Annotated in this window: 19 protein-coding genes and 1 pseudogene; 8 read left to right on the top strand and 12 right to left on the bottom strand. The window is 66.1% G+C overall.

Annotated elements, in window-relative coordinates; all coding sequences use genetic code 11:
• The first annotated feature begins 74 nt into the window (after positions 1-74).
• Genes D3H54_RS21405 through D3H54_RS21395 form a run of 3 tightly spaced genes read left to right on the top strand, consistent with a single transcriptional unit; the run spans position 75 to position 2630 of the window.
• On the top strand, positions 75-401 hold the full coding sequence (locus tag D3H54_RS21405; protein ID WP_149380964.1) for a WXG100 family type VII secretion target: 327 nt from the start codon (positions 75-77) through the stop codon (positions 399-401).
• Positions 391-2103 carry an Rv0964c family protein gene (locus D3H54_RS31885; protein ID WP_286198960.1) on the top strand — a complete coding sequence of 571 codons (1713 nt, stop codon included), beginning with the start codon at positions 391-393 and terminating at the stop codon, positions 2101-2103. The genes D3H54_RS21405 and D3H54_RS31885 overlap by 11 nt, the downstream gene beginning before the upstream one ends.
• A 53-nt stretch (positions 2104-2156) precedes the next feature.
• Positions 2157-2630 (top strand): lipoprotein LppJ family protein, encoded by a 474-nt coding sequence (locus tag D3H54_RS21395; protein ID WP_502707766.1) that lies wholly within the window; start codon positions 2157-2159, stop codon positions 2628-2630.
• A 27-nt stretch (positions 2631-2657) separates the two neighbouring features.
• Here D3H54_RS21395 and D3H54_RS21390 read toward each other — a convergent pair whose 3' ends face one another.
• Positions 2658-3734 carry a phosphotransferase gene (locus D3H54_RS21390; protein WP_149380960.1) on the bottom strand — a complete coding sequence of 359 codons (1077 nt, stop codon included), beginning with the start codon at positions 3732-3734 and terminating at the stop codon, positions 2658-2660.
• Between the two features lie 124 nt (positions 3735-3858).
• Here D3H54_RS21390 and D3H54_RS21385 point away from each other — a divergent pair, with 124 nt between their 5' ends.
• From D3H54_RS21385 to D3H54_RS21375, 3 genes and pseudogenes are all read left to right on the top strand, one after another.
• Complete coding sequence (locus tag D3H54_RS21385; protein ID WP_149380958.1) at positions 3859-4449, top strand: TetR/AcrR family transcriptional regulator; 591 nt, start codon at positions 3859-3861, stop codon at positions 4447-4449.
• A gap of 10 nt (positions 4450-4459) precedes the next feature.
• Positions 4460-5328 (top strand): annotated as a pseudogene (locus D3H54_RS21380) (LysR family transcriptional regulator).
• A 100-nt stretch (positions 5329-5428) separates the two neighbouring features.
• Complete coding sequence (locus D3H54_RS21375; protein WP_149380956.1) at positions 5429-6649, top strand: MFS transporter; 1221 nt, start codon at positions 5429-5431, stop codon at positions 6647-6649.
• A 5-nt stretch (positions 6650-6654) separates the two neighbouring features.
• Here D3H54_RS21375 and D3H54_RS21370 read toward each other — a convergent pair whose 3' ends face one another.
• On the bottom strand, positions 6655-7554 hold the full coding sequence (locus D3H54_RS21370) for an MBL fold metallo-hydrolase (RefSeq protein WP_149380954.1): 900 nt from the start codon (positions 7552-7554) through the stop codon (positions 6655-6657).
• A 105-nt stretch (positions 7555-7659) separates the two neighbouring features.
• Here D3H54_RS21370 and D3H54_RS21365 point away from each other — a divergent pair, with 105 nt between their 5' ends.
• Positions 7660-8034, top strand: coding sequence for a hypothetical protein (locus D3H54_RS21365; RefSeq protein ID WP_149380952.1), 375 nt, complete (start codon positions 7660-7662; stop codon positions 8032-8034).
• Positions 8035-8088: 54 nt separating this feature from the next.
• Positions 8089-8931: a nitroreductase family protein gene (locus tag D3H54_RS21360; protein WP_149380950.1), complete on the top strand. Its 843-nt coding sequence runs from the start codon at positions 8089-8091 to the stop codon at positions 8929-8931.
• Positions 8932-8934: 3 nt separating this feature from the next.
• Here D3H54_RS21360 and D3H54_RS21355 read toward each other — a convergent pair whose 3' ends face one another.
• Genes D3H54_RS21355 through D3H54_RS21310 form a run of 10 tightly spaced genes read right to left on the bottom strand, consistent with a single transcriptional unit; the run spans position 8935 to position 18594 of the window.
• On the bottom strand, positions 8935-9675 hold the full coding sequence (locus D3H54_RS21355; protein ID WP_168215098.1) for a hypothetical protein: 741 nt from the start codon (positions 9673-9675) through the stop codon (positions 8935-8937).
• A gap of 32 nt (positions 9676-9707) precedes the next feature.
• Complete coding sequence (locus D3H54_RS21350) at positions 9708-10421, bottom strand: hypothetical protein (protein ID WP_149380946.1); 714 nt, start codon at positions 10419-10421, stop codon at positions 9708-9710.
• 35 nt (positions 10422-10456) lie between these two features.
• Positions 10457-11422, bottom strand: a complete 966-nt coding sequence (locus D3H54_RS21345) for an MlaD family protein (protein ID WP_149380943.1) — start codon at positions 11420-11422, stop codon at positions 10457-10459.
• The gene (locus D3H54_RS21340; RefSeq protein WP_149380941.1) at positions 11419-12465 is read right to left on the bottom strand and encodes an MlaD family protein; all 1047 of its coding nucleotides are present in this window, start codon (positions 12463-12465) and stop codon (positions 11419-11421) included. Before D3H54_RS21340 ends, D3H54_RS21345 begins: the two co-directional genes overlap by 4 nt.
• Positions 12462-13640 carry an MlaD family protein gene (locus D3H54_RS21335; protein WP_149380939.1) on the bottom strand — a complete coding sequence of 393 codons (1179 nt, stop codon included), beginning with the start codon at positions 13638-13640 and terminating at the stop codon, positions 12462-12464. The genes D3H54_RS21340 and D3H54_RS21335 overlap by 4 nt, the downstream gene beginning before the upstream one ends.
• A gap of 1 nt (position 13641) precedes the next feature.
• The gene (locus tag D3H54_RS21330) at positions 13642-14682 is read right to left on the bottom strand and encodes an MlaD family protein (RefSeq protein ID WP_149380937.1); all 1041 of its coding nucleotides are present in this window, start codon (positions 14680-14682) and stop codon (positions 13642-13644) included.
• Positions 14682-15692, bottom strand: a complete 1011-nt coding sequence (locus D3H54_RS21325; protein ID WP_149380935.1) for an MlaD family protein — start codon at positions 15690-15692, stop codon at positions 14682-14684. Before D3H54_RS21325 ends, D3H54_RS21330 begins: the two co-directional genes overlap by 1 nt.
• Positions 15689-16744, bottom strand: a complete 1056-nt coding sequence (locus D3H54_RS21320) for an MlaD family protein (RefSeq protein WP_149380933.1) — start codon at positions 16742-16744, stop codon at positions 15689-15691. The genes D3H54_RS21325 and D3H54_RS21320 overlap by 4 nt, the downstream gene beginning before the upstream one ends.
• Positions 16745-16747: 3 nt before the next feature.
• On the bottom strand, positions 16748-17617 hold the full coding sequence (locus D3H54_RS21315; protein ID WP_149380930.1) for an MlaE family ABC transporter permease: 870 nt from the start codon (positions 17615-17617) through the stop codon (positions 16748-16750).
• Entirely contained in the window at positions 17617-18594 is a 978-nt protein-coding gene (locus D3H54_RS21310; protein ID WP_432246374.1) for an MlaE family ABC transporter permease, read from the bottom strand. The genes D3H54_RS21315 and D3H54_RS21310 overlap by 1 nt, the downstream gene beginning before the upstream one ends.
• Between the last annotated feature and the right edge of the window lie 220 nt (positions 18595-18814).

Genomic DNA, 18814 nt, shown 5'->3' with positions numbered 1-18814 from the left:
GTAGACGCGCCAGGCCTCTTTGGTGGTAAGTTGGCGGTTCGAATAGTTTGCTGCGCGGGGCGAGGAGGCGGGCCATGGCCGAGCCGCTGAAGGTCGATCCGGAGTCGCTTGTCACTTCGGGCGGAGTGTTGGATCAGCACTCTCAGAACGTGTTCGCCACTCATACCCAAGCGGACCAGACCATCGAGTCGTCACTGTTCAGCTGGGTGGGGCAATCTCAGTCCGCGCTGGCGGCCAAAGCTGCTGCCTGGTCCACGGTGACGACGACCCTGACGACTCGCCTCTACGAGCATGCCGAAGGCTTGCGGGTCAGTGGTATGACGTTCGCTGCGATGGATCAGCGCGACGCCGAGGAGCTCGCCGAGGTCTATCGGCCGAACGGTCAGGCGCGTGACGCTTAGCGTCGCAGACATCGAACGATGGGATCCCGAGGCCGTCCGGGAAGTTTTCCACGCAGCGTCGGCACGCAGCGGAGCCTCGACCGACGCGGCGCGGGCGTCCGAACAGCTACCGGCATTTGAGTCCTGGGGTGGGGTGTCCGCGGACGCCGCGCGCGATGCGATTCACAAGACGCGGGTGGACCTCGACGCTCATGCCCGCGAAGCCCTCGCGGTAGCCCAAGCCGCGCAGAAGGCCGCGCAGGACATCGAGAAAGTGAAGATCGAACTCCGCGAGCTCAAAGACGACGCGCGAAGCCAGGGGTTGGATATCGATCCTGCGACGAACTCGGTGGTCAAGGGTCCGGGGTTCAAGGGGACGGCCGCGGATCTGGCGGCGAAGATCGCCGACCTGCAAGCGCGGTTGAACGCAATCCTGTTAGAAGCCAACGGTGTTGACGCTGAACTGGCCGCGGCGATCAACATCGCGGACGGCAAGCTTCCGATACCGGATGCGCAGCCCACCCCGCCACCCCCGCCGGAATCCACCCCACCCGAGGACGTCAAAAAGTGGTGGGATTCGCTGACGCCGGAACAGCAGCAGGCCGAATTGCGGGACAACCCGCCGTATATGGGCAACCTCAACGGGATTCCCGTCGAGGCGCGCGACCAGGCGAACCAGACCGCGATGCGCACCGACATCGAGAACATCCAGGAAGCCGCCAGCCGGCACGGCGTGTCCGCGCAAGATGTGCTTGATGATCCGTTCCGGTACGGCTGCACACCGGACGACGTGACGCGCTACACCAACGCGGTCAAAGTCGAACAGGCACTCGAAGACGATCAGCTGGCAACTGGCGCCCAGACTTTTCTGCAGGTGTATCAGCCGACGAAGTTCGATGGCCAAGGCCGCGCGGCGATCGCGATCGGCAACCCCGACAAAGCCGCCAACACCACGGTCGTAGTGCCGGGCACCAGCCACAGCGTCACCGAGGGTTGGCTCAGCGCAAGCGATGCCAGCAACCTGTACAACGAAGCCGTGAAGGCCGACCCGACCCGTTCGGCATCCGTCGTCGCCTGGATGGGCTATGACGCACCGAACTCTTTGACCGACCCGCAGGTCGCGCAGACCTCGCTGGCGCACCAGGGCGGGGCGCTGCTCGCCGCAGATGTCAACGGCCTGAACGTCACTCACGGTCCGGGTCCATCGCACATGACCGTGATGGGGCACTCCTACGGCTCGACGACGGTGGCCGACGCCGCGGCGGGCTACGGGATGCACACCAACGACGCCATCCTCATCGGCTGCCCCGGAACCGATATGGCCAAGAGCGCCGCAGACTTTCACCTCGCACCGGGCGGGCATGTCTTCGTCGGTTCGGCCTCGACTGATCCGGTCACCCAGCTCGGCGGCCTTCCGCAGGTGCACATCCCGGGGACCGGCGTGAATCTCGCGTTGGGCGCCGACCCGGCGATGGATGGGTTCGGCTCGACGCGGTTCAAAGCGGAAGTCCCCGGCTGGACCATCAACGACCACAGCCACTACTTCGAGCGTGGCACCGAGTCGTTGTTCAGCATGGCCGATATCGTGTCCGGCCATGGCGACGCCCTTGCGCTCGACGGTATGACCGCACCGCATCGCAGCGACAACATCCTCACCGACATCGGGGTGCTGCCGTCGGATCCCGAACTGTTTCGTGCCCCGACATCAGGCCACTACCACTAGGACGGAGCCCAGTGATCGCGCCGCGCAACAGAATCCCGCTCGCGGTGACCGTGATGGTCGCCGCCGCACTATCAGGATGTGGAATCATGCAATCCGATGCCGACAGAGTCTCCAACCCGCTGACCCCCGAGCAGTCCAAAGCTCAGGTCATGGACGCCGCGCACGACATCGTCACAACGCTGAACATCAACGTCGTCGAGGCAGCGTTTTGGCATGCCTCGTGTAATGACCAGGGCGACCCACCTTTTCGCGGGCAGATGCGCATCGCGTATCCGCCTGCCGCGTCGTTCGCGGCGTCCGACACCGAGATCGCCCAGATGGTCCAGCAACTCCGCAACACCGGTTGGACGTCCGATCCCGAGTTCCACACCCACGGCACGGCGTTGAGCAAGGGCAACGTTGTGGCCGTCTTCGGGCCGCAAAACGTCAGCAACCCCAACCGCGACATCGAGCTGTTCGGCGAATGCCGCGACACCACCACGACCAAGGACACCAAAGGCCGGGTGGAGCGCGTCACGCTGCCCTGAGTGCTCAGGTGGCATGCGGTGCGGACGCTACGAGGTGATCTCCGCGATCGCCGACGGAGTATCCAGATCGCCGTAGGCATTGGCGTAGCGCTGGGCCAGGGCGACGGCAACTTCGAGGCGCTGCCAAAGTCCGCCTCCGCTGCTCGCGGTGGCCAGCCACAGCGCCAATCCATGTGCGACCGACGCTCGATAGCGCAGCCACACCTCGGCCGAGGACGGCAGTTCGTCGGCGGGCAGCCCGAGCGCGTCGCGGTATTCCTCCAGCAGCGCCCGCTCGTGCTCGCGACGGTCCTCGACGGTCAGCGCGCCCTGCAGGAAGTACCCGACATCCAGCGACCAGTTGCCGCGACGGGCGACCTGCCAGTCCAGGAACCCGACCTCACCGTCGGGTGTGACGTAGGTGTTGCCGATGTGCGGATCGCCGTGCAGCAGCGTCTGCGGCGAGGTGGTCAACGTCCTGATGTACGGCTTCCACACCCCTTCGACCAGCTGGTCGATCGACAGCGACAGGACCTCGGGTGGGGTGGTGTCGTCGAGCTGTTCCAGCGCGCTCGGCAGTGGCGCGTACTGCAGCCCGTCGAACGGCTCGAAGGGTTCCAGCCAGCCCAGGGCCGGTTCCTGCAGCATGCGGTCTCCCCAGTACCGTCCGTGCAGGCGCCCGAGCCCGCGCATTCCGGAGCGGGCTTCCTCGAATGTCAGCGGCCGCAGGGAATCCCGCGGGTCTGCGCCCCGCGCGGTGAGGTCTTCCATGACGAGGCAGAAGTCGTAGGCATCTTCGTCGATGAGTGCGGCGTAGACGACCGGATGCTCCAGCGGGAGCGCGACACCCGAGCTGAACAGCCGCGGCTCGTGAAACATGCCGCTGGTCATCCGGATCAGCTCCTTGTGGTCCGGGTCGGCGGCCTTGACGAAGACGGTCGCCGGCCCCGTGCCCTCGGAGTAGGACAACCGAAGGCGCGCACGGCGATTGGTGCCGTCGTCGCGAAGGTCGATGGCCACGTCGCTGACGGTGGCTCCAGGGTGGTGGGCGGCGAGCGCGTCCGTCATCCAACGCGGCGACACCTCGGCGAAATCGGCGGGCACTGACAATGCGGGTGAGCTCATGTCGGCAGGCACTCCTCGGGCGCGACTCGTCTGGGCTATTACGACACGAATCGTGTCGTAATGACGGTAAGGTACCGCACTGTCGCCGACGACCGTCGGCAATGCGCGAAGTTAGGCTCGCCAGATGTCGCAACCGCCCGGCCGGCCTCGAGACGCGTCGCTGCACGCCGCGATCCTCCACGCCGTGCGCGAGGTGCTCATGGAATCCAGCTACGCCGAGCTCTCGATGGACGGTGTCGCCGCCCGGGCGCAGGTCGGCAAGAAAACGCTCTATCGGCGGTGGGCGTCGAAGGCGCCGCTGGTCGCCGAGGCGGTACTGGATGCCTACGGACGCGGCGGCTCGTTCGACGTGCCCGACTCCGGAAATCTCAGAGAGGACCTGCTGCGCTGGCTGATCGAGCACGGTGAGTTCATCGCCGAACCCGCCAACGCCAAGCTCATCCGTGCACTCGTCGCCGCGGCTGCCGCGAATTCCGGTGACACCGAAGCGCTGTACGAACAACTCAGCGTCCCGCAACGCGGCGGACTCGTGGAGCGGGTGCGCCGGGCGGTGGACAGCGGCGTCGTGCGGCCCGACGCCGACCCCGACGCCATCGCCAACGCGCTGATGGGCACCTTGCTCTTGCAGGTCATGAGCAGCCCGGCGGCCGACGACACCGCCGGCCGGTACGGAGCGCTGGTGGATGCCCTGTTGAGTGGCGTCGGCTCCGCCTAGGGTCGTTCACGTGCATCTCGAGGAACTGCAGTGGTTCGTGGTGCTGGCCGAAACCGAACACGTCACCGACGCCGCGGCCGAACTGGGGTCAGTCAACCCACGCTGTCGCGCGCCCTGAGCAGACTTGAGCAGCACGCGGGTGTCCCACTGTTCGACCGTGTCGGGCGTCGACTGCACCTCAACGAGTACGGCCGCATCATGCTCGAACACGCTCGGCGCAGCCTCGCCGAAGTGCAGGCGGCCCTGGATCGCATTGCGGCACTGCGGGATCCCGACACCGGCCGGGTCCGGCTGGCGTTCCTGCATTCCCTGGCCAACTGGTATGTGCCCGAACAGCTTCGGCGTTTCCGGGAAACCGCGCCGAAGATCCAATTCGACCTGTTCCAGGCGGCCGCGCACGAGATCGCCCGCAGCATTCGCGACGGCGGGTCCGACATCGCTATCACCTCACCGCGGCCCGACCCGGCAGACTTCTCCTGGCATCGTCTCTACGTCGAGCGACTGTGCTTGGCGGTTCCTGTGGGGCACCGGCTCGCGACGCGCAGCCGGGTCAGCCTTTCGGTGGCGGCGGACGAACCGTTCGTCGCGCTCGAGAAGCCGTTCGGGTTGCGGCAATTGACCGATGAGCTGTGGGTCGAGGCCGGCATCGATCCACAGATCGTGTTCGAGGCGTCCGAGATCCCGACGATGGAGGGCTTGGTCGCGGCGGGGTTCGGCGTGGCGGTGGTGCCGGTGCCGCGGGACGGTACCGAGGCGAGGGTGGTCCATGTGCCCCTGTCCAACAGCCGGGCCAAACGCGAGGTCGGCCTGGCCTGGGCGCGCAGTCGTCCGCTGACGCCGCCCACCCAGCGTTTTGTGGATTTCCTCGCCGGCGGTTGAGCTCCCTGCGACGGCTCACCTGCTGTCATACGTCTGAAGCATGACAGACGAACAGACCATGCATTGGACACATTAATAGTGCGTTCCTACCCTTCAATCAGTGACCGTTGACCACTCTCTGGAACGCACCTGGACCGGGCACACCCGAGGCTCGACCGCCTACTCGCGACTACTGGCGGCGCTGTTCTGCGCGGGTGTCGCCACGTTCGCGCAGCTGTACTCGCCGCAAGCCGTCCTGCCCCTGATCTCCGCGGACCTCGGCGTCGGCGCGGCCCATGCCGCACTTCTCATTTCGGCGTCCACCGTCGGTCTGGCGATCGGCGTGATCCCGTGGTCGGCATTGGCCGACCGGATCGGCAGGGTCAAGGCCATCACGGTCTCCGTCTCCGGTGCCACGCTGGTCGGGATGCTGGTGCCCTTCGCCCCGACCTTCGGGCTGCTGATGGTCGGACGGTTCCTCGAGGGACTGTTGGTCGGTGGCGTGCCGGCCATCGCGGTGGCCTACCTGACCGAAGAGATCGACCGTGCGCACGCCGCCCGCGCGGCCGGCACGTTCGTGGCCGGAACGACGATCGGCGGTCTGCTCGGACGGCTGGTGTCGAGCCCGGTGGCCGAGTTCGCCGGGTGGCGGATCGGGGTCTTCACCGTCGCGGTCATCTGTGGGATGGCGGCGATGGGCTTCGTCAAACTGGCCCCCGAACCGCAGGGCTTCACTCCTGCGTCACACCGAGGCACCAACCCGGAGGGCAGCCTCGGGCACCGGCTCGCCACCAACCTGCGGACGCCGCGCCAGTTCGTCCTGTTCGCACAGGGCTTTCTGCTGATGGGCGGTTTCGTGGCGCTCTACAACTTCCTCGGCTATCGGTTGACCGCCGCGCCATTCCATCTGCCCGCGTCGGTGGTGAGCCTGGTGTTCCTGGCCTACTTGGCCGGAACGTGGGCGTCGTCGCGTGCCGGCGCGGAGGCGGCTCGCTTCGGCCGCAGGCGGGTACTGCTCGTCTCGGTCGTGATCATGATGACAGGAGTCGCGATCACGTTGAGCGCCAACGTGATCGCGATCCTCATCGGGTTGGTGGTGGCCACGGCCGGGTTCTTCGGTGCGCATTCCACCGCTGCCGGATGGACCGGGCAGGCCGCACCCGTCGGGAAAGCCCAGGCGTCGTCGCTCTACAACCTCTTCTATTACGGCGGTTCCAGCGCGATCGGCTGGCTGGGCGGTGTCGCGTTCGATGAGCACGGGTGGACGGCGGTCACGGTCACCATCCTGGTGCTGGCCGGCATCGCCGGATCGCTTGCGGCCCTGGTGCTACGGGACGGGTAGGCGGGTCAGTAGTCCCAGACGGCAGGCACACACCGGAAGACATCACCGGCTGTCGCCACATGGCAGACCGACGGGAATGGCAGGTGAGTGGCCACCAGCGCCTCGCCGGTAGCGGCGACCTCTCGCAGCAGGTTCACCCGGACCCGGGCGGCCTCCTCCGGATCGTGCTCAAAGCCGTTCTGCCACTCCGGATTGTCGAAGCCGGGCGCGAACACCGCGTCGCCGGCGAACGTCAGCCGTGCACCGCGGGACTCCAGCCGAACGACGCTGTGTCCGGGAGTGTGACCGCCGGTGCGGGTGACCAGCACGCCCGGTGCCACCTCGTATTCCGTCTCGAACGGACGGAGTTGCCCGCGGTAGTCGTTCAGGAACTGGGTCGCGGTCCGTCGCAGCACATCCGGGATCGGTTGTGGCATGACGGTGTGGCTGAAGTCGGGCTTCTCCCAGAACTCCGCCTCCCGGGTGGCCAGGTGCACCCGCAGATCGGGGCGAAGGCGCGCCTTGAGGCCCTGGGTGAGCAGTCCGCCGATGTGGTCCATGTGCAGGTGGGTGAGCACCACATCGGTCACCTCGCCCGGGTCTATGCCGGCGGCCTCGAGGCGCTGAACCGTCTGCCCGGCCCGCGGGAAGTCCGGGAACTCCACCCCGAGACCGGCGTCGACGAGAATCGTTCGGCCGCCGGTACGCACCACCACGACATTGAGCGGCCAGTCGACCACGTCGCGGGGTAGGAACTGGTCGTCCAGCCAGCCCGCCAGCTCAGCCGGGGGCGTCGTGGTCGCCAGCGTGGACGCGGTGATCGGCAGCACCCCGTCGCTGATCACCAGCACCTCGATATCACCGACCGGCACCGCGTAGCGCGACGGAACCAGCTCGCCGGCTCGGGAAATGTTGTCCACACTCATGTTTGCTCTCCTGACCGATTCGGGAAGTTCTCTTCGACTGCGGTGAACGCACGGTCATTCGAAAAGTCATCCCGGGAACGGCGCCGCAATGCGAAGGTAGAGCCGATGCGTCGAGGAACGTTCGGTGTGCCGGTCGTGGTCACCACTCTGATGTGCCTGATCGGTGCGCCTACTGCGGTGGCCGGCGACGATGACTGCGCTCTGCTGCTGCCCGCGACGGATCGATTGGAAGCCGTATTCGACGAGATCGCGCCGACGGGGACACCGCCGTGGGTCGCAGCCCAGGTTCGCGCACCGCTGAGCCCGCTGCACAACCTGACCAGTCCGCCGGGTATCGATCTGCGCATCCGGTCCAACATGGTGGCGTCGCAGATCGACAACGGCGACCCGTACCGCCCGGCGACACCGGAGCGACTCGCGAGCGATCTGGTGAAGGCCAGGGACCTGATCGTCGCCGTCCGCGACTGGTGCGCGCCCTAGCCTTGGCCCCGAGGATAATCGGGAACGACGCGATGGACGGAGGTGAGACGACAGGTGAGTTCCTTGCCCGACGCGGCGACGCTGGAGACAGTGCTGGACGTCGCTGCCCGCGCCCCTTCTCTGCGCAACCTGCAGCCGTGGCGCTGGCAGGTCGACGACGCGGCCGTGCACCTGTACGCGGACTGGAGCCGGCGGGCCGGTGACGCCCCGGCGGACCGGCGCGACGTGCTCCTTGGCTGCGGGGCGGTTCTCGATCACTGCGTCGTGGCGATGGCCGCCGCGGGCTGGCACCCGAGTGTCCGGCGGTTTCCCGACCGTGCAGACAACAGCCATCTGGCGATCCTCGAAGTGGTCGAGCAGCCGCCTCAGGGCGGGTGGCGAGAGCTCGCCTCGGCCATACCGCAACGACGCGCCGACCGCCGCCCATACGGCATCCGGCGAATCGCGCCCGGCACGCTGGAGTTGCTCTACATCCGGGCCAGGCGGCTGGGCGTGGATGTACAGGTTGTCCCGACGTCGCGGTGGACTCGGCTGGACGACGGCACCGTCGAGCTTCGGTACCCAACGGCCGCCCGCGAGCAGTCCGGGGAAACACCGGATGGCTCAGTGTTGCTGGTTCTGGGCACTCGCCGCGATGATGACGACATGCGGTTGCGGGCCGGCGAAGCGCTCAGCCTCTTGACGCTGACGGCCACCGCGATGGGTTTCGCGAGCTGCCCGCTGACCGAGCCGTTGAACGACACCCGAAGCCGACTTGCGCTGGCATGCGAGGTGTTCGACGGTGCGACCTATCCGCAAGCCCTGATCCGTGTCGGACACCCCGTGGACGATGCCGGGCCGCTGCCCCCGACCGACCGTCGAGCGGCGCGCGATATCACGGTGTGGATCAATCGATAGCGGTCAGTTACCGAACACGCCCCAGCGCTTGATCTGGACGCGCTCGGCGTCGGGCCAAATCGCTGTGGCGGCAGGTGAATTACAGAAGTAGTCCTCGGCCTGACGAATGCTCATGTCGACCGCGTGCAGGCCGTCTTCCTGGTGCGCGCGGCAGTTGACCGTCAACACCCGGTTGGTGGCCGGATCGGCTTCCAGCACTTCGATGGTCAGCACCACGACGAGCGTGTATCCGGCGCCGGTCGGCAGGTAGAAGGTCAGGTCCCGACTGGCCGGGCCGCCGCCATTGCTGACCACATAGCCGTCCCCGCTGGGATACACGGCCTGCCCGACCATCTGGGTGCGTTCGTAATGCCGACTGTCGTCATGGGCCCGCCACACCGCGAACCGGGTGTTCGGGTTGGCGCCGTTGAGCAGATTGCGGGAGATGGGGATGATCAGTTCCGCACGCCCGTCACCGTCGATGTCCTGCAACCCGGCACCGCCCGGGGTGGACGGCTCCAGGAGTTCGTCGATCGTCTGTACGACTGCGCCCGACCGGTCTGTCACGGTGACTTTCACCGCCCCGGGCTTCGGCAACTCGGGCACCCTCCAGTAGTTGACGGCGAAGTCGAGATCGCCGGAGTGCAGGGCGCAATCGACTTGTGGCGACGTCCCCGACGGCGTGATCACCGGGTTCGACTGCGGACACGGCGGCAATGACGTGTCCGCGACTGCGTGCGGAGACACGACGCTCGCGGCTGCCATCGTCACGACGGCGGCCAGGAGCGACAGTCGTTTCACGGACGCGGTGCCGGAGCCGGTTTCGCCGGTGCCGGAGCAGCCGGCGCAGGGGCGGCCGGTGGCGCGGGGGGAGGGGGCGCAGCACCCGGAAGCTGTTGCTCCTCGGGTGCTTTGGTGCCGGTCTTCGGGCCGATATCGGTGACCTGCCACCCGTTTCCGACCTTGTTCACGGTGACCCGCAACAGGATGATCGACACCTTCGGCGTCGGGTTCTGCAGATTGCGGGTGGTCTGATGGGCTGACACCACCACTTCGTAGGACCCGTCCGGGGTGAGAACCGGGTCGGTGGCCAGCACTTCGCCGGTCGAGCTGACCTGGGCCTGCAGCATCACCGCTTTGAGCAAGTCGGTGGCGTTGACGTACTTGTCCTTGAGTTGCTGCGACACACCATCTTCGACGGAGCGGAAGAACGCGTCCGGGTCTTCGAAGGTGTAGGTGAGCGACTTCATCGCGTAGTCGCGGGCAAGCTGCGCGGCGGCCTCACGATCGGCCTGTGCTTGACGTGCCTGGGCGAGTTGACCGTTCACCTCGCGGTACTTGAAGAAACCGAACGCGCCGCCCCCGACGAGCAGCACCGCCAACACGATCGCCGCCCAGAAGCTGCGGCCCCGCGATCCCTGCCGCGGCGCGGCCGACGCCTCGTCCGCCGCAGCGGTCTCGCTCGCGGCGTCGTCGACTTTATCGTCTTCGCCGACAGGTGAATCGGTCATGTCAGAGCTGTCCTCGCTGTTGCTGTCGCTGTCGTTCACTGGTGCCACTCGGGTACGTTGAGCTGCACCCGAACGCCGCCGGTGTCGTTGAACGTCGATTCCCAGAAGTCCAGCCAGTGCCCGGCGTCAATCTTGATGTCGTGTAATGGTGCCATCGCGGGCTGCAGGATGGTGGCGAACGTGCCCAGCGGGCCGGCCAGCATGTCGAGCCATTCGCCGAACTTGGCGACGAGGATCCCAGCCGGGTCCTGCGGGCCGATGACACCGATGCCGGTGTGCGACAGGATCTCGATCTGGTGGACCAGCTGCAAGAAGGCCGGCACCGATTTCGGCAGCAGTTTGCCTGTCTCACTGATGATTTCGCCGGCATGAATATCGCCGAGGTTGGTGGTGAACGTCGACACATTGCTGAACAACGTGTTCAACAGTTCCTTGTCGTCACGGATCACCTTCGCGGTCAACCCGGCAGTGACGGCCAGCGAGTCGATGGTCTCGTCGTTGCCCTTGAACGCCGCGGACATGTCGTTGATGATGCCGTGGATCTGGTCGAGGTTCAGCGCGGTGAACAGAACATTGGCCCTGGTGAGCAGGTCGCTGGCAGTCACGATCGGTGCGACCCGGTCGGGCGGGATCACCGCGCCGTCGGCAAAGTAGGGCGGCGCGATCAACGTCGGCCGGAAGTCGATGTACTGTTCACCGGCCGCCGACAGGTTCTCCACGCTGATCGCGCTGTCGGCCGGGACCTGGTATTTGCGGTCGACGTCCATCGAGACGGCGAGCCCGGTTGCGGTGGTCTGAATTCCGGTCACCCGGCCGACTTTGATGCCGCGCATCGTCACTTCCGAGGTGGGCATCAGGCCACCGGAAGAGTTGAGCAGCAAGGTCAGTCGCGTGACTTGTTTGGTCGGCCCCATGTCGAGCACGCCGCACGACATGTAGGCCGCGCCGGCCAGGGTCATCACCACCAGGATCACCAGGGTGGTGCGCGCACTGAACTTCATGGCACCAACCCCATCGTCTGCATGGCCTCGACAGCCTGGTTCGCCTTGTCGGCGGGATCGACCCCTTCGCGCCCGGTGGGCGCGTGGAGTTCGGTGATGGTGTACTTCGGACCGCCGTCGCGGAACCACCCGAGCAGCTTGTAGCGCAGCAGCGCCACAAACTTGTCGGCGATCACCGGGATGGTGGTGTCCGCGGTGGCCATCGTGTGGATCATCGGCGTGATGTAGGACAGGATCTGCATCAGGTCGCCGGCGATGGGGTTGATCAGATCGCCGCCGAGCTTGCCGACGTCCTTCGAGGCGCCGACGACATTCAGGATGGCCATCGTCACCGCCGAGAGCCCTTGGAGTTTCGCCGGGCCTTCGGTCACCAGCCGGTTGAACACCTGGGTGTTGGCCGCGAACCCGGAGGTGATGTTCTCCATGCCGTCGAGCATCTGGTCGATGGTGTTCTGATTGGTGGCAAGGTCGTTGAGCACACCGGCGACCGTGTGCTGCATGCGGGTCAGCTCGTGCGGATCCTGCGGGAACGCTTTGTTGACGTTGACCACGGTGGTCTGCAGTGTGCCGATCGCGCCACCGGCGACGAGGTTCGACATCGAGCGCAGGAGATCCTCGACGTTGTCGGCCGGTGAGGTGTTGCCCAGCGGAATGGTGTCGCCGTCACGCAGTATCGGCCCGGACTTGTCTTCGGGCGGTAGCAGGGCGATGTAGATGTCGCCGAGCGGGGTGGCCTGACGAAGCTCAGCGCGCGTCGCGACGGGAAGCTTGGTGTCACCCGCGATTTCGACAGTGGTGACTGCGGTGGTGCCTTCGAGTCGGACGCTGTCGAGCACGCCGATCTGCACGCCCCCGGAGTCCACTTTGGCCCGCGCCGGGAGATTGAGCACGCTGGCGAACTCGATGTTGATGTCGTAGGAGTGCCGCGGGCTGTAGGCGCCCGGGACCGGCAGCCGGGTGGGATCCAGCGAACAGGCCGCGGTGAGACCGATGGCGACGGTGAACAACAGTGCGCAGAACGCGCGCAGCGGGCGTCGGGTCATGGCAGTGCCGCTCCCAGAACGAGATTGGTGAGGCCGAGCGTCACCGGGTCGGTCGGGGTGCCCGACGCGCACGCGGCAGCGGCGCCGGGGATGTTGCGCTCCGTGAGGCCTTGGCAGATAGCGCCGGCCTGCGTTGGGGCGATCGACACCTGCGGCGGGATGTAGGTGACGTTGTGGGTGCCCCACGCCGGCTCGTAGATGTCGGCGAGCCAGTTGCTGAACTGCGGCCAGGAGTTGATCATCGCGGTGATCGCCGGGATGTGCCGGTTCAACAGATCACGCAGCCCACCGAACCGCTTGTCGAACTTGTCGTAGAACCGCGGGCCGAACCGGTTGAGCGCCTCGATCAGTGTCGGCAGCAGGTGGGACACGTTGGCCATCGCGGCACCGAAGTTTTCCGACAGGCCTTCCATCAGTTGGGCGGTGACCGGCAGGGTCTGGATCACCGAGGCGAAGCTGTCCCAGTTCTTGAGGAAGTCGGAGGTGAGGATCTCGCTGTTCTCGAACAGCTGGCGGTAGTCGGCGTCGGCTTTGTAGGGGTCGGCGAGCATGGTGCGCAGGTTGCGCATCGTCTTGTTGATCCCGGGCCCGGCGCCCTGCAGGGAATTGCTTGCCGCGCTGAGACTGTCGTTGATCGCCTGGACGCCGGGCGCCTTGGACGGATCCTGGCCCGGTTGGGATCCCAGGATCGCATCGGTGAGACTGCCGATGGCGGAGAACGTTTCGCTGACGCTGATCGGTGTCTTGGTGGACTTGAGCTTGATGCAGCCCGGACCGGTGAACTTGGGGCCCCCGGTGTACGGCTTGGTCAGCTCGACGTGGCGATCCGTGACGATGGATTGCGAGTAGGTGACCGCGCCGACATCGGCAGGCAGGACCAGGTCCGCGGGCACGGTGAAGTCCACCTCGACATGGTCGGGCTTGTTGACGATCGCGGTCGTCGAGCCGACCTCGATACCCAGCAGCGCGACCTTGTTGCCGGGGTACAGGCCCACCGCGTCGGTGAATTCGGCGCACATCGCCCGGGTGGGGTTGATCTTCGGGGCCAGTACTTTGATGCTCACCGCCACCGCGACCGCCAGCACGGTGAGGATCACCACCGCTATGGCGACTCCTCGCCGTGACCGCAGTCGCGCGCCGATGCCCGATGCCTTCGGTGTGTCAGCAGCAGCCATGTCAGCAGGTCTTCATGATGTTGGGCAGGCAGAGGTCCTGGCCGGGGACCAACCGGTTGTGCTGGTCGAAGGTGACACCGTTGCCGCTGAGCATGGGTCCGATGATGTTGAGTGTCTGCCCGAGACCGTCCAGGGCCATGCCCCAGCGTTCCGGGTGGGCCGCCAGCGTGTCACTGATGTCTTCGATTCCCTCGGCAATGGGCATCACATCCTTGCCGTACCACATCGTGAGCCGATCCAGGACACGGGTCAATTCCTTGATCAGAGCGAAGAATTCGACGATGTCGACGGCCTTCGAGGTGTACATCTTGCCGAGGATGTCGAACTGCTCGAACAGTGTGATGAGCTGGGCACGGCCGGCTGCCATGGCACGCAGCCCGTCGTTGACGAAGTCGAGGCCGCGATGAAAGTCAGTGGTGGATCTGCTCATCGATTCGGTCAACCGGTCGGCGGACTGGAGCAGGTTGCGCACCGCGTCGGGGTAGCGGTTGGCCGCGTTGGCGACCTCGGCGAAGGTGTCGTGGATGACCTGGCCGTCGACTTCTTTCACCACCGGGGTGGCCGCCTGGATGATGTCGTTGACCTCGAACGGCAGGGTGACGCGCTGCGGCGGAATTCCGTTGCGGCCCAGCGGAGCCGTCCCCTTGGGGTCCAGCGCGACGTAGTGACCGCCCAGCGGAGTCAGCAGCTTGATGTCGAGGGTGGAGTCCGAGCCGACTTTCACCGAGTTCTCGACGTCGAACGTCATCTCGACCAGGGCGCCGTCGAGACGGACGCTGCTGACCTTGCCGACCGCGATGCCGGCCACCCGCACCTGGTCGCCGGCGCGCAACCCCGCGGAGTTGGGCATGTGCGCGGTGTAGCGCGCCTCGTCGGCCGGATTCAGGTAGGCCATCGCGGTGCCGGCGAGCGCGGCGATGATGATGACGACGCCGATGATTCCGTTTCGGCGGTTGCGGTTGGCGGTGGCGCGTTCGTCCCGCGCGCCTTGGCGCCCACCGATTGCGGCGCGCAGGGTGGTGAGGTGCTTGTCGAGTTGCATTACTTGCACACCACCAGGTTCTGCTGCGCGAACGAGACCTCGCCGATTCCCGGGAGCGTGACCTCGCCGCGCGAGCAGGAGAACGTCGGGGTGGCCGGCTGTTCGTCGACCAGCCAGTCCCGCATGCCCTGGATCAGGGATGGCGCGAACGACAGGCCCGCGATGATGGTCGGGGTCTGGGGCCACATCCGGCTGCTCAGGTCGTAGAGCGGACCGGTCGTGCCGTCGAAGGTGCGCTCGAAATATTGCATGACGTGGGTGGTGTTCCGCAGGACCGGAAGCCCGCTGTCCAGCGACTGACGGAATTCCTCTGCCTTGGAGCCGAATTGAGCGAGCACCACATTGAGCTGGGAGATCAGCTGGAACAGCTCGCCCGATTTGCCGCCCAGATCTTGGGAGATCGCGCTGAGATTCCGGATCATCGTGGTGATGACTAGCTGGCGGTCCACTGCCAGCGTGGAGATTTCGTCGAGGTCGTGAAGGAACGGGCCGATGCCCGATTCGTCACCCTGAATGAGGCGCAGCAGGTTCTCACCCAGGAGGTTGAACTGGGCGGGGTCGAGGGTCTGGAAGATCGGCTGAAATCCGTTGAACAGCTTCGCCACGTCGAATGACGGAATGGTCTGCCCGATGGGAATGGTGCCCCCGTCCGGCAGCCGGTTGTCGGGCTTGGCCGGCTGGACGAGTTCCACATAGCGCTGCCCGATCAGGGTTTGATAGCGGACCGCGGCGACGGTGTTGGCGTAGACCGGATGGTCGGCCTGGGCGGTGAAATCGACCTTGGCCACCCGCCCGTCGAGCCGGATGGTCTGCACCTTGCCGACCTGAACGCCGGATATGCGGACGTCGTCACCGACGTAGAGGCCCGACACATCCGAGAACGTGGCGGTATACCGGGACAGGGCTCCGGTGACCGGACTGCGCAAGGCCGTCAGCACGATGAGCGTGCACACCACCGCGACCGCCGTGAACACCGTCAGCCAAAACACCGATTTGGTCACGCTTCTCACCGGCCACCGCCTTGCGGGGGCGCCGGGGCGGGAGCCTCGGCGGGCAACGCGGCGGCCAGCCCGGGCATGGTGTCCAGGGTCAGTTCGAGATTCAACCGGACCTTGCCGTTGACGATCGGAAACGCCGTGCTGGTGCGGTCCAGCAGACCGGAGATCCGGTCGTAGGCCGGCGACATGCTTCCGTACATGTACGCGTACGGCACGAAGACGCTCATGATGCCGCCGAACAGCGGGACGAGCCACGAGATGTGCTTGGCGAAAATCCCGTCGGTGGTGAACAGCAGCTTCGCCAGCTGGTCCATGATCAGGTTCATCCGATCCACGCCGTCCGGGTGCGCCAGGAATTCCATCCCGTTGAGCAGGTCATAGGCCAGGCTGACCAGCGGAACGGCGTCACTGACCCCGTTGACCACCGAGGCCAGCACCGAAAGCGACTGTGAGGCCGGCACTTTCTGCGAGTCGGTGACCATCTTGATCAGATCGAAGTAGGACCGGGTGACCGGCTCGGTGAGGTCGGCGTGCTTACGCACGATCGCGATGATGTGGTCGATGTCGGGCGAGTCCATGATCCGGCCGAACTTCTGACCTTGTCGCAGCAACCCGGTGATGGACGCCGAGCGCACATTGGTGTCCACCGTCAGAGTCTGGTTCGACCCCAGCCGCGGGCCGGTGCCACTGCTGACCAATTCGACGGCAGCCAGACCGAAGGTGTTGGACGAGGTGAAGTTCGCGGTGGTGTCGGCCGCCAGGGCCGCAGCCTGGCGCGGTTCGAGTTCGAGGGTGATCTTCTGCTTGTTGAAGCCGGCTGACTGCAGTGTCTTCACCGAACCGATGGTCAGGCCGCGGAACTTCACTTCCGCGCCCGGGGTCAGGCCCTCACCGAGCTTGTCGGCCATCACCGTCAGTGTGAATGTGTCGGCGTAGCCGCCGGTTCCGAGTTGATAGAGGACAGTGCCCGCGACGAGCAACACGATCGCGGCGATGAGGCCGCGGATGCGCAGCGCGCGCGACGTGGGCCTGCGCCCTCCTCCCTGGTCGGCAGATGCGAACATGCCCTATCCCGAGATCCGAATCCCGGCGCTGTTGCCCCAGAACAGCAGTGTCAGAACCATATCCGCGGCGACCACCGTGACGATGCTGGCCCGGATGGCCCGTCCGGACGCGCGTCCGACACCTTCGGGACCGCCGACGGCGTAGTAGCCCTGATAGCCGTGGATGGCGATGATCAGCGTCACGAAGATGACGGCTTTGAGCACGGAGAACACCACGTCGGAGGGTTGGATGAAGGAGTCGAAATAGTGGTAGTAGGTGCCCGACGACTGGCCGTGCATCACGTTGACCACCAGCGCGCAGGACACATAGCTCAGCGCCAGCGTCACCACGTACAGCGGGATGATGGTCAGCATGCCGGCGATCACCCGGGTGGTGACGACGAACGGGATCGACCGGATGCCAAGCGCTTCCAGGGCATCGGTCTCTTCGGAGATCCGCATGGCGCCGATCTCGGCGGTCATCCGGCAGCCGGCCTGCGCGGCGAACCCGATCCCGGCGATCATCGGCGCCATCTCCCGAGTGTTGGCGTACGCGGAGACGAAGCCGGTCAATGGGCCCATCCCGACCATGTCGAGGGCGCTGTAGCCCTCGATCCCGACCGACCCGCCGACGGCGGTGCCCATGAAGATCAGCACACCGATGGTCCCGCCGCCGACGATCAGTGATCCGTTGCCCCACATCACGTCGACCAGCAGCACCCCGGTCTGATGCCGGTAATGCCGGAGTGTGTGCGGGATCGCGCCGAGCACCTGGGCCAGGAAGCTGACCTGGTGCCCGAGGCGCTGCACGATCGAGTCGCCTTGGTCGGCGATCCACAACGGTGCCCGTAGGGCACTGGGAATGTGCCGTGACGGCGATGAGACCCGAGCCATCAGCCCATCCTCAACGGCATCGACATCGAGACACCCTGGGTGATGATCAGGTTGAGGACGAACACGGCCACCACACCGATGACCACCGACGCATTGACGGCGTCGGCCACGCCGCGCGCACCGCCGGTGGCCTCCAGACCGCGCTGGCAGGCCACCAGGATCACGACCACACCGAACAGCCACGTCTTCAACATCGCCACGATGACGTCGTTGACACTGGCGAACGAGGCGAAGGACGCGATGTAGCTGCCGGGTGTGCCGGACTGGAAACCGACGTTGATCGCGTAGCCGGCCGCCAGCCCCATGAAGATGATGAAGGCGCACAGCACGGGCGCGACGAACACGATCGCGGCCAGGCGAGGGGTGACCAGTCGCTGCACCGGGTCGACGCCCATGACCCGCAACGCGTCGACCTCTTCGCGGATGGTGCGGGCACCGAGGTCGGTGGCGACTGCCGAGCCGGCCGCCCCGCCGAGCAGCAATGCCGCCACCATCGGTGCGCCCTGCCGGATCACCCCCAGACCGCCGGCGGCGCCCGACACCGAGGAGGCGCCGACCTGCTGGATGAAGTTGCCGACCTGCACGGCCACGATGACGCCGAACGGAATGGACACCAAGAGCGCCGGTATCGCCGTGACGCTGATGATGAACCAGGCTTGGTTGAGGGTGTCTCGCCAGGGGTGGCGCAAGCGGACGAGGTCGGTGATGAGGAAACCGAGGGCTTGTGCGCCGAGGCCGAAGAACCGGCCCAATGTTTGCAACGACGAATCGCTTCGGGACAGGAAGCGGCGGAAGGGTCGACTCACGATGTCGGCGACCTGGCGGCCCAGCGGTGCTTCCGCGGGGGCCGGGGGATCGACTGGCGGCTCGGAGGTGGCGGCTGCCACGAATGCGTCGATATCGACGCACGCAAGTTCGCTGGCTTCTGTCTCGGTCGCTGCTTGAGCCGCAGTCGCGTCATCGACACCTGCGGTCAACGGCAGGCACCTCCTTAATCGCCGGTACGTCCAGTTCCCCCAGCAAAGTTCGAGCTTGGTTGTTACGCGTTTACCAGCGGTACGAGTACGTGCGTTGTACCAGCGGCGGCGTGCGTGTGTTCGCAGAAAGAAGATCAGTGTGATGTACGCCACATTTGAGCGTCAAGGCCAGTTCGTGCTCGCGCGCGGCGGCTGCGGGCGCCGGTTTCCTGCGGAAGGG

Source organism: Mycobacterium sp. ELW1 (genome assembly GCF_008329905.1).
Lineage (GTDB): Bacteria > Actinomycetota > Actinomycetes > Mycobacteriales > Mycobacteriaceae > Mycobacterium.
The sequence above is the reverse complement of the archived record's forward strand: the minus strand, read 5'-3'. Positions and strand labels throughout refer to the sequence as shown.

Coding starts and splice junctions, on each gene's coding strand:
- D3H54_RS21405 (WP_149380964.1), top strand. CDS start 75: ATGGCCGAGCCGCTGAAGGTCGATCCGGAGTCGCTTGTCACTTCGGGC.
- D3H54_RS21395 (WP_502707766.1), top strand. CDS start 2,157: ATGGTCGCCGCCGCACTATCAGGATGTGGAATCATGCAATCCGATGCC.
- D3H54_RS21390 (WP_149380960.1), bottom strand. CDS start 3,734: ATGAGCTCACCCGCATTGTCAGTGCCCGCCGATTTCGCCGAGGTGTCG.
- D3H54_RS21385 (WP_149380958.1), top strand. CDS start 3,859: ATGTCGCAACCGCCCGGCCGGCCTCGAGACGCGTCGCTGCACGCCGCG.
- D3H54_RS21370 (WP_149380954.1), bottom strand. CDS start 7,554: ATGAGTGTGGACAACATTTCCCGAGCCGGCGAGCTGGTTCCGTCGCGC.
- D3H54_RS21365 (WP_149380952.1), top strand. CDS start 7,660: ATGCGTCGAGGAACGTTCGGTGTGCCGGTCGTGGTCACCACTCTGATG.
- D3H54_RS21355 (WP_168215098.1), bottom strand. CDS start 9,675: ATGGCAGCCGCGAGCGTCGTGTCTCCGCACGCAGTCGCGGACACGTCA.
- D3H54_RS21350 (WP_149380946.1), bottom strand. CDS start 10,421: ATGACCGATTCACCTGTCGGCGAAGACGATAAAGTCGACGACGCCGCG.
- D3H54_RS21345 (WP_149380943.1), bottom strand. CDS start 11,422: ATGAAGTTCAGTGCGCGCACCACCCTGGTGATCCTGGTGGTGATGACC.
- D3H54_RS21340 (WP_149380941.1), bottom strand. CDS start 12,465: ATGACCCGACGCCCGCTGCGCGCGTTCTGCGCACTGTTGTTCACCGTC.
- D3H54_RS21335 (WP_149380939.1), bottom strand. CDS start 13,640: ATGGCTGCTGCTGACACACCGAAGGCATCGGGCATCGGCGCGCGACTG.
- D3H54_RS21330 (WP_149380937.1), bottom strand. CDS start 14,682: ATGCAACTCGACAAGCACCTCACCACCCTGCGCGCCGCAATCGGTGGG.
- D3H54_RS21320 (WP_149380933.1), bottom strand. CDS start 16,744: ATGTTCGCATCTGCCGACCAGGGAGGAGGGCGCAGGCCCACGTCGCGC.
- D3H54_RS21315 (WP_149380930.1), bottom strand. CDS start 17,617: ATGGCTCGGGTCTCATCGCCGTCACGGCACATTCCCAGTGCCCTACGG.